General features: G+C 71.0%; 12 protein-coding genes. All 12 read right to left on the bottom strand.

Going from position 1 to position 13,126, the window contains the following annotated elements; all coding sequences use genetic code 11:
* Positions 1-133: 133 nt before the first annotated feature.
* The 12 genes from coaBC to pyrR all read right to left on the bottom strand — a co-directional run bounded on the left by coaBC (position 134) and on the right by pyrR (position 13,101).
* The gene (coaBC, locus tag DTB53_RS22885) at positions 134-1,378 is read right to left on the bottom strand and encodes a bifunctional phosphopantothenoylcysteine decarboxylase/phosphopantothenate--cysteine ligase CoaBC (RefSeq protein ID WP_003970370.1); all 1,245 of its coding nucleotides are present in this window, start codon (positions 1,376-1,378) and stop codon (positions 134-136) included.
* Positions 1,379-1,526: 148 nt separating this feature from the next.
* Positions 1,527-1,799, bottom strand: coding sequence for a DNA-directed RNA polymerase subunit omega (rpoZ, locus tag DTB53_RS22880; RefSeq protein WP_003970369.1), 273 nt, complete (start codon positions 1,797-1,799; stop codon positions 1,527-1,529).
* Positions 1,800-1,860: 61 nt separating this feature from the next.
* Entirely contained in the window at positions 1,861-2,454 is a 594-nt protein-coding gene (gmk, locus tag DTB53_RS22875; protein WP_003970368.1) for a guanylate kinase, read from the bottom strand.
* A gap of 38 nt (positions 2,455-2,492) precedes the next feature.
* Positions 2,493-2,816 (bottom strand): integration host factor, encoded by a 324-nt coding sequence (locus DTB53_RS22870; protein WP_003970367.1) that lies wholly within the window; start codon positions 2,814-2,816, stop codon positions 2,493-2,495.
* 244 nt (positions 2,817-3,060) lie between these two features.
* On the bottom strand, positions 3,061-3,900 hold the full coding sequence (gene pyrF / locus DTB53_RS22865; RefSeq protein WP_012381685.1) for an orotidine-5'-phosphate decarboxylase: 840 nt from the start codon (positions 3,898-3,900) through the stop codon (positions 3,061-3,063).
* Complete coding sequence (locus DTB53_RS22860; RefSeq protein ID WP_003970365.1) at positions 3,897-5,009, bottom strand: quinone-dependent dihydroorotate dehydrogenase; 1,113 nt, start codon at positions 5,007-5,009, stop codon at positions 3,897-3,899. The genes pyrF and DTB53_RS22860 overlap by 4 nt, the downstream gene beginning before the upstream one ends.
* A 92-nt stretch (positions 5,010-5,101) precedes the next feature.
* On the bottom strand, positions 5,102-8,410 hold the full coding sequence (gene carB, locus DTB53_RS22855; RefSeq protein WP_003970364.1) for a carbamoyl-phosphate synthase large subunit: 3,309 nt from the start codon (positions 8,408-8,410) through the stop codon (positions 5,102-5,104).
* Positions 8,403-9,542 (bottom strand): glutamine-hydrolyzing carbamoyl-phosphate synthase small subunit, encoded by a 1,140-nt coding sequence (gene carA, locus DTB53_RS22850; protein ID WP_003970363.1) that lies wholly within the window; start codon positions 9,540-9,542, stop codon positions 8,403-8,405. The genes carB and carA overlap by 8 nt, the downstream gene beginning before the upstream one ends.
* A complete protein-coding gene (locus DTB53_RS22845; RefSeq protein WP_012381684.1) occupies positions 9,539-10,150 on the bottom strand; it encodes a PH-like domain-containing protein in 612 nt (203 codons plus the stop codon). The genes carA and DTB53_RS22845 overlap by 4 nt, the downstream gene beginning before the upstream one ends.
* Complete coding sequence (locus tag DTB53_RS22840; protein WP_003970361.1) at positions 10,147-11,433, bottom strand: dihydroorotase; 1,287 nt, start codon at positions 11,431-11,433, stop codon at positions 10,147-10,149. Before DTB53_RS22840 ends, DTB53_RS22845 begins: the two co-directional genes overlap by 4 nt.
* A 2-nt stretch (positions 11,434-11,435) precedes the next feature.
* Positions 11,436-12,422, bottom strand: a complete 987-nt coding sequence (locus DTB53_RS22835; RefSeq protein ID WP_003970360.1) for an aspartate carbamoyltransferase catalytic subunit — start codon at positions 12,420-12,422, stop codon at positions 11,436-11,438.
* Between the two features lie 94 nt (positions 12,423-12,516).
* Positions 12,517-13,101, bottom strand: a complete 585-nt coding sequence (pyrR, locus tag DTB53_RS22830) for a bifunctional pyr operon transcriptional regulator/uracil phosphoribosyltransferase PyrR (protein ID WP_003970359.1) — start codon at positions 13,099-13,101, stop codon at positions 12,517-12,519.
* Positions 13,102-13,126 lie beyond the last annotated feature (25 nt).

Here is a 13,126-nt window from a genome sequence, read left to right as displayed (position 1 = left end):
GCCGTACCGTCGGCCAGTTTATCGGTCGCATCCGGTGACCGGGTCAGGTGTCTCGCCCTTTGGGAGGTTCGTGACGTGCGCCACGCGGGGCTCCAGTAGGACAATCCGCCCTTCCCGGCCTGCGTTTTGGGCTTTATGGGACGATTTCGCTCGCCCGGAGGGTTGATTGTGAAATCGGCCGGAACCTTCCCGAAACCAGATCCCAGACCGTGTCGGCAAGCGCCTCCTTCGGCCCGTACGGGACCGGTGTCTCCTGGCCGTCGGCGGCGAGGACGACCGCTTCGTTCTCCTCCGAGCCGAAGGTCTTGCGCTCCCCCACCTCGTTGACCACGAGGAGGTCGCAGCCCTTGCGGCGGAGCTTCGCACGGCCGTTGACCAGCACGTCGTCGGTCTCGGCGGCGAATCCCACGACAAGCTGGTCCGGACGGGCCCGGTCACCGGAGACCTCGGCGAGGATGTCGGGGTTGCGGACCAGGGTGACGGCGGGCGCCTCCTCGCCGTCCTTCTTCTTGATCTTGCCTGAGGCGTACTCGGCGGGGCGGAAGTCGGCCACCGCCGCCGCCATCACGATGACGTCCGCGTCGGGAGCCGCCTTCAGCACGGCCTCGCGCAGTTGGACCGCCGTGCCGACACGGAGCACGTCCGCCCCGGCCGGGTCGGGCAGACCGGTGTTGGCTTCGATCAGGGTGACCCGCGCCCCCCGGGCCACGGCGGTGCGCGCCAGCGCGTACCCCTGCTTTCCGGAGGAGCGGTTGCCCAGGAAGCGCACCGGGTCGAGCGGCTCGCGCGTGCCGCCGGCGCTGATCACCACATGGCGGCCCGCGAGGTCGGGCTCGGTGACACCGCGCGCCAGCACCCGGCGGCAGACCTCGAAGATCTCACCCGGGTCGGGGAGCCGGCCCTTGCCGGTGTCGACTCCGGTGAGCCGCCCGACGGCGGGCTCGATGACGACGGCTCCCCGGCGGCGCAGGGTGGCGACGTTCTCCTGGGTGGCCGGGTGCTCCCACATCTCGGTGTGCATCGCGGGGGCGAAGACCACCGGACAGCGGGCCGTCAGGAGCGTGTTGGTGAGCAGGTCGTCGGCGAGCCCGTGGGCCGCCTTGGCCAGCATGTCCGCGGTGGCCGGGGCGACCACCACGAGGTCGGCGCCCTGGCCGATCCGCACGTGCGGGACCTCGTGGACGTCCTGCCAGACCTCGTCGGACACGGGGTGGCCGGAGAGCGCCGACCAGGTGGCGGCCCCCACGAAGTGCAACGACGCGGCGGTCGGGACGACCCGTACGTCGTGGCCGGACTCGGTCAGCCGGCGCAGCAGTTCGCACGCCTTGTAGGCGGCGATGCCCCCGCTGACCCCCAGGACGACCTTCGGCTTGTCCACTGCGTCTCCCCGCACTCGGCAACGTAAGGCAACGTGTGCGCCCCATGCTGCCTCACCGCACGGAACGCGTTCATCCGGCCCCGGACACACCTCAGGCCCGGCGGACGGGCCGCCGGGCCTGGAGTGAGGGTGCCGTGGTGCTCCTGCGTTACTGCGCGGGGCCCTCGATGGCCTCGGAGGTCAGCAGGCCCGCGTTGATCTCGCGGAGTGCGATCGACAGCGGCTTCTCGTGCACGTGGGTGTCGACGAGCGGACCGACGTACTCGAGGAGGCCTTCACCGAGCTGCGAGTAGTACGCGTTGATCTGGCGGGCGCGCTTGGCCGCGTAGATCACCAGGCTGTACTTCGAGTCGGTGGCCTCGAGGAGCTCATCAATCGGCGGGTTGATGATGCCCTCGGGCGTGGTGATGGAAGAGGACACTCTCTGCCTTCCGAAGGGGATGTAGATCAAAGATCAAAGTGATCTGGACGATCGCAGAGATCTAGGCCTGAAGCATCAACGTTAGCAGCTCACGCGCCACGTCCTCGACGGAGGTGTTGACGAGCGTGGTGTCGAACTCGGCCTCGGCGGCCAGTTCGATCTTCGCGGCGGCGAGCCGGCGCTCGATGACCTCGGGGGCCTCGGTGCCCCGGCCGGTGAGCCGGCGCACCAGCTCCTCCCAGCTCGGCGGGGCCAGGAAGACCAGACGCGCGTCGTCCATCGACTGGCGGACCAGCCGGGCGCCCTGGAGGTCGATCTCCAGCAGGACCGGTTCACCGGCCTCCAGGCGGTCGAGCACGGCGCGCCGGGGCGTGCCGTAGCGGTTGCCCGCGAACTCGGCCCACTCCAGCAGTTCGCCGTTGGCGACGAGCTTGTCGAACTCCTCGTCGTCCACGAAGAAGTAGTGCACGCCGTTGCGCTCCCCGGGGCGCGGCTTGCGCGTCGTCGCCGACACGGAGAGCCAGACCTCGGGGTGCACGGTGCGCATATGAGCGACGACCGTGCTCTTGCCGACCCCTGAGGGGCCGGAGAGCACGGTCAGCCGCGGACGTACGTCCGGGGGTACGGGGGACGTCCCCCGGGATGTTGCAGCCATGGGGCGATTATCCCCGTTCTCAGGAGTGCCTGAGAACGTCAGGCGGGGCTGCCGCCGAACTCACGCTCCAGGGATGCGATCTGATTGGAGCCAAGACCCCTGACCCGGCGGCTCTCGGAAATGCCGAGACGCTCCATGATCTGCTTGGCGCGGACCTTGCCGACGCCCGGCAGGGATTCCAGCAGTGCGGAGACCTTCATCTTCCCGATGACGTCGTTCTCCTGGCCCTGCTTGATGACCTCGTGGAGGGAAGCGCCGGAGTGCTTGAGTCGATTCTTGACCTCGGCCCGCTCCCGGCGAGCCGCGGCGGCCTTTTCGAGCGCGGCTGCGCGCTGTTCAGGGGTAAGGGGCGGAAGAGCCACGCCTACGTCACCTCGGATGTCGATCTGTCGGATACGGACCGGCGGGGAAGCTGGACGCCACCCACCAGGTGAGCGGAGAACACACTGTGCTCGGCCGCTCTCGACGGAGACTAGCGCCAAGGACCGCTGTAGTCAGCGAGAACAGACGAAAAGTCCTGGTCAGCTGTGGCCGACCAGGATTTTCGCGACATATCGACCAGGTTTCTCGTCAGTAATTCGTCAACACGCTGTAAACGTGTCAGGGTCAGCTGCCGGATACGGCCCCGCGGACCTCGTCCGCGAACCGTTCGGCGGCTTCGCGCAGCCCGGACGCGTCCGGGCCGTGGCGCAGCACGCCCCGGCTCACGCTGGGCACCACGTTGCCCACCGCGTCGCCGAACACCGCCGGGAGATCCGCCGGGGTCGCGCCCTGGGCGCCGATGCCGGGCGCGAGGAGCGGTCCGTTGATCGCCAGGTTCACTCCCGCGTCGCCGAGCGTCGCCCCGACCACCGCGCCGACGGAGCCGAGCGGAGCGGCCCCCTCGTTCTCCGCCGCCATGTGGTCGAGCATCAGCTGGGCGAGCGGCCGGCCGTCGGCGGCGGTGGCCCGCTGGACCTCGGCGCCCTCCGGGTTGGAGGTGAGGGCGAGCACGAAGACGCCCGCGCCGGAGGCGGCGGCGGCGTCCAGCGCCGGGCGCAGCGAGCCGAAGCCCAGGTAGGGCGAGACGGTGACCGCGTCGGAGAAGAGGGGGGACTCCTGGTCCAGGTAGGTCGCCGCGTAGGCGCCCATGGTGGAGCCGATGTCGCCGCGCTTGGCGTCCATCAGGACGAGGGCCCCGGCGGCCCGGGCCTCCTCGACGGCCTTCTCCAGGACGGCGATGCCGCGCGAGCCGAAGCGCTCGAAGAACGCGGACTGCGGCTTGAGCACGGCGACCCGGTCGGCCAGCGCCTCCACGACGGTCCGCGTGAAGCGCTCCAGGCCCGCGATGTCGTCGTTCAGCCCCCAGGAGGTGAGCAGGGAGGCGTGCGGGTCGATGCCGACGCAGAGCGGCCCCCGGGTGTCCATGGCGTGGCGCAGGCGGGCGCCGAAGGGTTCGGGGGTCACGCGGCGGCCTGCTTCCGGGTCTCGGCGCCGACGGCCTCGGCGAGGGTGGCGTACGGGGAGGCGGCGAGCCGGGCGGCGAGGCCCTGGTGGATCGCGCGGGCGTAGGCGGGGCCTTCGTAGATGAAGGCGCTGTAGCCCTGGACGAGGGTGGCTCCGGCGAGGATGCGCTGCCAGGCGTCCTCGGCGTTCTCGACGCCCCCGACGCCGACCAGCGTGATCCGGTCGCCCACGCGGGCGTACAGGCGGCTCAGGACCTCCAGCGAGCGGTCCTTGAGCGGAGCGCCGGACAGTCCGCCGGCCTCCCCCACCAGGTCGGGGTGCGACTTCAGGCCGAGGCCCTCGCGGGCGACGGTGGTGTTGGTGGCGATGACGCCGTCCAGGCCCAGCTCCACGGCGAGGTCGGCGACGGCGTCGACGTCCTCGTCCGCGAGGTCCGGGGCGATCTTGACGAGCAGCGGGACCCGTCGGGTGGTGACGGTGCGGTCGGCGGCCTCGCGCACGGCCGTGAGCAGCGGGCGCAGCGACTCGGTGGCCTGGAGGTTGCGCAGGCCGGGGGTGTTGGGCGAGGAGACGTTGACGACCAGGTAGTCGGCGTGGGCGGCGAGCCGCTCGGTGGACTTCACGTAGTCGGCGGCGGCCTCGTCCTCCGGGACGACCTTGGTCTTGCCGATGTTGACGCCGACCGTGGTGCGGAAGACCGGGTTGCGGGCGGCGAGGCGGGCGGCGACGGCGGCGGAGCCCTCGTTGTTGAAGCCCATGCGGTTGATCAGCGCGCGGTCAGCGACGAGGCGGAAGAGGCGCTTCTTGGGGTTGCCCGGCTGCGGTTCGCCGGTGACGGTGCCGATCTCGACGTGGTCGAAGCCGAGCATGGCCATGCCGTCGATCGCGATCGCGTTCTTGTCGAAGCCGGCGGCGAGCCCGAAGGGGCCGTGCATCCGCAGGCCGAGGGCCTCGGTGCGCAGCTCCTTGTGGCGGGGCGCGAGGGCGGCGGCCACGAAGGTGCGCAGGACGGGGATCCGGGCGGCGAGGCGGATCCAGCGGAAGGCGGCGTAGTGGGCCCGTTCGGGGTCCATCCGCTTGAAGACCAGCCGGAAGAAGATCTTGTACATGGGGAGATGTCCTTGGTGCTCGGGGTGCTCGCGGGGTTCGACGGGGCTCGCGAAGAGGGGGACACCGTTTCCGGTGTCCCCCTCTCGGGCGGCTAGTCGCGCGCCGCGGTCAGATGCTCCGCGTGTTCCTGGAGGGAACGGACCCCCACACCGCCGTGGTTGAGGGCGTCGATGCCCTGGACGGCGGCGGCGAGCGCCTGCACCGTGGTCAGGCACGGGACGGAGCGGGCGACGGCCGCGGTGCGGATCTCGTAGCCGTCGAGCCGGCCGCCGGTGCCGTACGGCGTGTTGACGATGAGGTCGACCTCGCCGTCGTGGATGTGCTGGACGATCGTCTTCTCGCCGTTGGGGCCGGTGCCCTCGGACTGCTTGCGCACGACGGTGGCGTTGATGCCGTTGCGCTTGAGGACCTCGGCCGTGCCGGAGGTGGCCATCAGCTCGAAGCCGTGGGCGACCAGCTCGCGGGCCGGGAAGATCATCGAGCGCTTGTCGCGGTTGGCGACCGAGATGAAGGCGCGGCCCGCGGTGGGCAGCGGGCCGTAGGCGCCGGCCTGCGACTTGGCGTACGCCGTGCCGAAGACCGAGTCGATGCCCATGACCTCGCCGGTGGAGCGCATCTCCGGGCCGAGGACCGTGTCGACGCCCCGGCCGTGGATGTCGCGGAAGCGCGACCACGGCATCACGGCCTCCTTGACGGAGATCGGCGCGTCCAGCGGCAGGGTGCCGCCGTCGCCGGTCCTCGGCAGCAGGCCCTCCGCGCGCAGCTCGGCGATGGTCGCGCCCAGCGAGATGCGGGCGGCGGCCTTGGCGAGCGGTACGGCGGTGGCCTTCGAGGTGAAGGGCACCGTGCGGGAGGCGCGCGGGTTGGCCTCCAGGACGTAGAGGATGTCGCCGGAGAGCGCGAACTGGATGTTGATCAGTCCGAGCACGCCGACGCCCTTGGCGATGCCCTCGGTGGAGGCGCGCAGCCGCTTGATGTCGAAGCCGCCGAGGGTGATCGGGGGCAGGGCGCAGGCCGAGTCGCCGGAGTGGATGCCGGCTTCCTCGATGTGCTCCATGACGCCGCCGAGGTAGAGCTCGGTGCCGTCGTAGAGGGCGTCCACGTCGATCTCGATGGCGTCGTCGAGGAAGCGGTCGACCAGGACCGGCCGGGTGGGGCTGATCTCGGTGGACTCGGAGATGTACGAGGCGAGGCGCGTCTCGTCGTACACGATCTCCATGCCGCGCCCGCCGAGCACGTAGCTCGGGCGGACCAGGACCGGGTAGCCGATCTCGTCGGCGATGGCCTTGGCCTCGGCGAAGGTGGTGGCGGTGCCGTGCTTGGGCGCGGGCAGTCCGGCCTCGGCCAGGACCCGGCCGAAGGCGCCCCGGTCCTCGGCGGCGTGGATCGCCTCCGGGGAGGTGCCGACGACGGGTACGCCGTTGTCCTTGAGCGCCTGGGAGAGGCCGAGCGGGGTCTGGCCGCCGAGCTGCACGATGACGCCGGCGATCGGGCCCGCCAGCGACTCGGCGTGCACGATCTCCAGGACGTCCTCCAGGGTGAGCGGCTCGAAGTAGAGCCGGTCGGAGGTGTCGTAGTCGGTGGAGACCGTCTCCGGGTTGCAGTTGACCATGACGGTCTCGTAGCCGGCGTCGCTCAGGGCGAAGGAGGCGTGCACACAGGAGTAGTCGAACTCGATGCCCTGGCCGATGCGGTTGGGGCCCGAGCCGAGGATGATCACGGCCGGCTTGGTGCGGGGCGCGACCTCGCTCTCCTCGTCGTAGGAGGAGTAGAAGTACGGCGTCTTCGCGGCGAACTCGGCGGCGCAGGTGTCGACCGTCTTGTAGACGGGGCGGATGCCGAGCGCGTGCCGGACCTCGCGGACGACGTCCTCGCGCAGCCCGCGGATCCCGCCGATCTGGGCGTCGGAGAAGCCGTGCCGCTTGGCCTCGGCGATCAGGCCGGCGTCCAGGCGTTCGGCGGAGGCCAGCTCGTCGGCGATCTCCTTGATCAGGAACAGCTGGTCGACGAACCAGGGGTCGATCTTCGTGGCGTCGAAGACCTCCTCCTGGGTGGCGCCGGCCCGGATCGCCTGCATGACGGTGTTGATGCGGCCGTCGGTCGGGCGCACCGCTTCCGCGAGGAGCTCGGCCTTGTCGCCGACGGGGCCGGTGAAGGCGAACTGCGAGCCCTTCTTCTCCAGCGAGCGCAGGGCCTTCTGGAGTGCCTCGGTGAAGTTCCGGCCGATGGCCATGGCCTCGCCGACCGACTTCATGGTGGTGGTGAGGCTGGAGTCGGCGGAGGGGAACTTCTCGAAGGCGAAGCGCGGGGCCTTGACGACGACGTAGTCGAGGGTCGGCTCGAAGGAGGCCGGCGTCTTCTCGGTGATGTCGTTGGGGATCTCGTCCAGGGTGTAGCCGACGGCCAGCTTGGCGGCGATCTTGGCGATCGGGAAGCCGGTGGCCTTGGAGGCGAGCGCCGAGGAGCGGGAGACGCGCGGGTTCATCTCGATGACGATGACCCGGCCGTCGGTGGGGTCGATGGCGAACTGGATGTTGCAGCCGCCGGTGTCGACGCCGACCTCTCGGATGATCGCGATGCCGACGTCGCGCAGCCGCTGGTACTCGCGGTCGGTGAGCGTCATCGCCGGGGCGACGGTGATGGAGTCGCCGGTGTGGACGCCCATCGGGTCGAAGTTCTCGATGGAGCAGACGACCACGACGTTGTCGTTCCGGTCGCGCATCAGCTCCAGCTCGTACTCCTTCCAGCCGAGGATGGACTCCTCCAGGAGCACCTCGGTGGTCGGGGAGAGCGTGAGGCCCTGTCCGGCGATGCGGCGCAGCTCCTCCTCGTCGTGGGCGAAGCCGGAGCCGGCGCCGCCCATGGTGAAGGAGGGGCGGACGACGACGGGGTAGCCGCCGAGGGTGTCGACGCCGGCGATGACGTCGTCCATGGAGTGGCAGATGACGGAGCGGGCGGACTCGCCGTAGCCGATCTTCTCCTTGACGGCCTCGACGACGCCCTTGAAGAGGTCGCGGTCCTCGCCCTTGTTGATCGCCTCGACGTTGGCGCCGATGAGCTCGACGCCGTACTTCTCCAGGACGCCGTTGTCGTGCATGGAGATCGCGGTGTTCAGCGCGGTCTGGCCGCCGAGGGTGGGCAGGAGCGCGTCGGGGCGCTCCTTGGCGATGATCTTCTCGACGAACTCGGGGGTGATCGGCTCGACGTAGGTGGCGTCGGCGATCTCCGGGTCGGTCATGATCGTCGCCGGGTTGGAGTTCACCAGGATGACGCGCAGGCCCTCGGCCTTGAGGACGCGGCAGGCCTGGGTGCCGGAGTAGTCGAACTCGGCGGCCTGGCCGATGACGATCGGACCGGAGCCGATGACCAGGACGGACTGGATATCGGAGCGCTTAGGCACGCTGGCCCTCCATCAGGGAAACGAAGCGGTCGAAGAGGTACGCGGCGTCGTGCGGGCCCGCGGCCGCCTCGGGGTGGTACTGGACGCTGAAGGCGGGCCGGTCCAGGAGCTGGAGGCCCTCGACAACCTGGTCGTTCAGGCAGACGTGGGAGACCTCGGCGCGGCCGAACTCCGTGTCGGAGACCTGGTCGAGCGGGGCGTCGACGGCGAAGCCGTGGTTGTGCGCGGTGACCTCGACCTTGCCGGTGGTGCGGTCCTGCACCGGCTGGTTGATCCCGCGGTGGCCGTACTTCAGCTTGTAGGTGCCGAAACCGAGCGCGCGGCCGAGGATCTGGTTGCCGAAGCAGATGCCGAACAGCGGGGTCTTCCGCTCCAGTACGCCGCGCATGAGGGCGACGGGGTGGTCGGCGGTGGACGGGTCGCCGGGTCCGTTGGAGAAGAAGACGCCGTCGGGGGCGACCGCGTACACCTCCTCCAGGGTGGCGGTGGCGGGCAGCACGTGCACCTCGATGCCGCGCTCGGCCATCCGGTGCGGGGTCATGCCCTTGATGCCGAGGTCGATCGCGGCGACGGTGAACTTCTTCGTGCCGATCGCGGGGACGACGTAGGCCTCCTTCGTCGCCACCTCGGCGGAGAGGTCGGCGCCGGTCATCTCGGGGGCCTGGCGGACCCGGGCGAGGAGGGTGCCCTCGTCGGGGATCGCGTTGCCGGAGAAGATCCCGACGCGCATCGCGCCGCGCTCGCGCAGGTGGCGGGTGAGGGCGCGGGTGTCGACGCCGCTGATGCCGACGACGCCCTGGGCGGCCAGCTCCTCGTCCAGCGAGCGCTGCGAGCGCCAGTTGGAGGGCTTGCGGGCGGGGTCGCGGACGACGTAGCCGGAGACCCAGATGCGGGCGGACTCGGGGTCCTCGTCGTTGACGCCGGTGTTCCCGACGTGCGGGGCCGTCATGACGACGACCTGGCGGTGGTACGAGGGGTCGGTCAGCGTCTCCTGGTAGCCGGTCATGCCGGTGGAGAACACCGCTTCGCCGAAGGTCTCCCCCACGGCCCCGTAGGCGCGGCCGCGGAAGGCGCGGCCGTCCTCCAGGACGAGTACGGCGGGGGTCTGGTCCCCCCGGGTGGAGAGGGTCATCGTGCGGTGCCTTCCGTAGTGGTGGTGCTGGTGAGTGCCGCGGCGGCCGGGGCGCCGGTGAGCCGGTCGACGGCGTCGACCCAGGCCTGGTGCTCGGCGGCGCGGTCGGAGCGGAAGCCGGAGTCGATCAGCGTCTCGCCGTGCGCCCAGGTGATGATCAGCAGGCCGCCCTCGGGGAGGACCTTGCCCGCGAGCGCCTTGTCGAGGCGGGCCTCGCGCAGGGCGCCGGCCGGGATGAAGAAGTCGGCCGCTCCGGGGCGTACGACGTCCAGGCCGCGGGCGGTGAGCGTGAGCTCGGTGCGGCTGCGGGTGCCGAGGCCGTGCGCGACGATCCGGTCGAGCCACTGGCCGGCGGTGGTGGAGGCGTGGTAGCGCCCCTGGAGCGTCAGCAGGGTCTCGTCGTCGGTGAAGTCCTCGGGGGTGACCGGGAGCTCCGGCAGGTCCGACTGGAGGCTGGCGCGCCACTTCCAGCCCTGGCGCATCAGCCAGTAGACGAAGGCGATGAAGACGAAGAGGCCGATCACCCAGGCGATGCGGGCGGCCCAGTCCGTCACTTCCGCCGACTTCTGCTCGGCGGCCAGGTGGTACAGGGGGGTCAGAGTTGTCACGCGAGCTTCCCGTCGACGACCGTGGCACGGCCCCGCAGGAAGGTGTGGGTGACGCGGCCCGGCAGCTCACGGCCCTCGTAGGGGGTGTTGCGGCTGCGGGACGCGAAGCCCGCGGGGTCCACGGCTCCACGGTATGCCGGATCGACCAGAGTGAGGTTGGCGGGCTCACCCGCCGAGACGGGGCGGCCGTGTCCTTCGAGCCGGCCGATGGCCGCGGGGCGGAAGGACATGCGGTCGGCGACGCCCGCCCAGTCGATCAGGCCGGTGTCCACCATCGTCTGCTGGACGACGGAGAGCGCGGTCTCCAGGCCCACCATGCCCATGGCGGCCGCGGCCCACTCGCAGTCCTTGTCCTCGTGCGGGTGCGGGGCGTGGTCGGTGGCGACGCAGTCGATCGTGCCGTCGGCGAGCGCCTCGCGCAGGGCCAGGACGTCGGCCTCGGTGCGCAGCGGCGGGTTCACCTTGTAGACCGGGTTGTAGGTGCGGACCAGCTCGTCGGTGAGGAGGAGGTGGTGCGGGGTGACCTCGGCGGTGACGTTCCAGCCCTTGGACTTGGCCCAGCGGACGATCTCCACGGAGCCGGCGGTGGAGAGGTGGCAGATGTGGACGCGGGAGCCGACGTGGGCGGCGAGGAGGACGTCGCGGGCGATGATCGACTCCTCGGCGACGGCGGGCCAGCCGCCGAGTCCCAGCTCGGCCGAGACGATGCCCTCGTTCATCTGGGCGCCCTCGGTGAGGCGGGGCTCCTGGGCGTGCTGGGCGACGACGCCGTCGAAGGCCTTCACGTACTCCAGGGCGCGGCGCATGATCACGGCGTCGTCGACGCACTTGCCGTCGTCGGAGAAGACCTTCACCCCGGCGGCGGAGTCGTGCATCGCGCCGAGCTCGGCGAGCTGCTTGCCCTCCAGGCCGACGGTGACGGCGCCGACGGGCTGGACGTCGCAGTAGCCGGACTCCTTGCCGAGGCGCCAGACCTGCTCGACGACGCCGGCGGTGTCGGCGACGGGGAAGGTGTTGGCCATGGCGTGCACGGCGGTGAAGCCGCCGACGGCCGCGGCCTTGGTGCCGGTGAGGACGGTCTCGGAGTCCTCGCGGCCGGGCTCGCGCAGATGGGTGTGCAGGTCGACCAGGCCGGGCAGCAGGATCTGCCCCTCGGCCTCGATCACGGTGGCGCCCTCGGCCTCGATGCCGGTACCGACCTCGGCGATGGTCTCGCCGTCGATCAGGACGTCCCCGGGCTCGCCGCCGAGGATCCGCGCTCCGCGGATGATGATCTTGCTCATGGTTACTTGTTCTCCTCGGTACGGGCGGGAGCGGCGGACAGTGCGGTGTCGGAGCCGCCGAGCAGCAGGTAGAGCACGGCCATGCGGATGGAGACGCCGTTGGCGACCTGCTCGACGACCGTGCAGCGGTCGGAGTCGGCGACCTCGGCGGTGATCTCCATGCCGCGGACCATCGGGCCGGGGTGCATGACGATGGCGTGTTCGGGCATCTTCGCCATCCGCTCGCCGTCCAGGCCGTAGCGGCGGGAGTACTCGCGCTCGGTCGGGAAGTACGCGGCGTTCATCCGTTCGCGCTGCACACGCAGCATCATCACCGCGTCGGACTTCGCCAGCACGTCGTCGAGGCTGTAGCTGACGTCGCAGGGCCACTTCTCGACGCCCACGGGGACGAGGGTGGGCGGGGCCACCAGGGTGACGTGCGCGCCGAGCGTGGTGAGCAGGTGGACGTTGGAGCGGGCGACCCGGCTGTGCAGGATGTCGCCGACGATCGTGATGCGGCGGCCGTCCAGGTCGCGGCCGAGTCCGGTGTCGGCGCCGACGAGCCGGCGGCGCATCGTGAAGGCGTCCAGCAGGGCCTGGGTGGGGTGCTCGTGGGTGCCGTCCCCGGCGTTGACCACGGCGCCGTCGATCCAGCCGGAGGTGGCGAGCCGGTAGGGGGCGCCGGAGGCGCCGTGCCGGATGACGACGGCGTCGGCGCCCATCGCCTCCAGGGTCAGCGCGGTGTCCTTCAGGGACTCGCCCTTGGAGACGGAGGAGCCCTTGGCGGAGAAGTTGATGACGTCGGCGGACAGCCGCTTGGCAGCCGCCTCGAAGGAGATGCGGGTGCGGGTCGAGTCCTCGAAGAAGAGGTTGACGACGGTGCGGCCGCGCAGGGTGGGGAGCTTCTTGATCGGCCGGTCCGCGACCCTGGCCATCTCCTCGGCGGTGTCGAGGATCAGGACGGCGTCGTCGCGGGTGAGGTCGGCGGCCGAGATGAGGTGACGCTTCATCTGGGGGTTCTCCGGGTTGCTGGAGGGGGTTTCAGGCATGCGGGCGCGCGGGAGCCGCCGTACGTCCCCGGAAGGGCGTACGGGAGGGCTCGGGCTACTGCGTGTCCGCGGGGGTGGCCTGCTTGACGCCCAGCAGCACGGCGTCGCGGCCGTCCTCCTCGGCGAGCTGGACCTTGACCGTCTCCCGCAGCGACGTGGGGAGATTCTTGCCGACGTAGTCCGCGCGGATCGGGAGTTCCCTGTGGCCGCGGTCGACGAGGACCGCGAGCTGCACCGCGCGGGGGCGGCCGATGTCGCCGAGCGCGTCGAGGGCGGCGCGGATCGTGCGGCCGGAGAAGAGGACGTCGTCGACCAGGACGACCAGGCTGCCCTCGATCCCCTCGCCGGGGATGTCGGTACGGGCCAGGGCGCGCGCCGGGCGCATCCGCAGGTCGTCGCGGTACATGGTGATGTCGAGCGAGCCGACCGGCGTCTTCCGGCCGGTGATCTCCTGGAGTTTCTCGGCCAGCCGGCGGGCGAGGAAGACGCCCCGGGTCGGGATGCCGAGCAGCACCACGTCGTCGGCGCCCTTGGCGCGTTCGACGATCTCGTGGGCGATACGGGTCAGAACACGGGCGATGTCGGGGGCCTCGAGAACGGGGCGTGCCGCCTTGCCGGTGTCGTCGTGCTGTGCGTCCATAAGAAACGGACCTCCTTCTCCGCCT

The organism is Streptomyces griseus, assembly GCF_900460065.1.
GTDB lineage: Bacteria > Actinomycetota > Actinomycetes > Streptomycetales > Streptomycetaceae > Streptomyces > Streptomyces griseus.
This window is presented reverse-complemented; position numbering and strand designations above follow the sequence as displayed.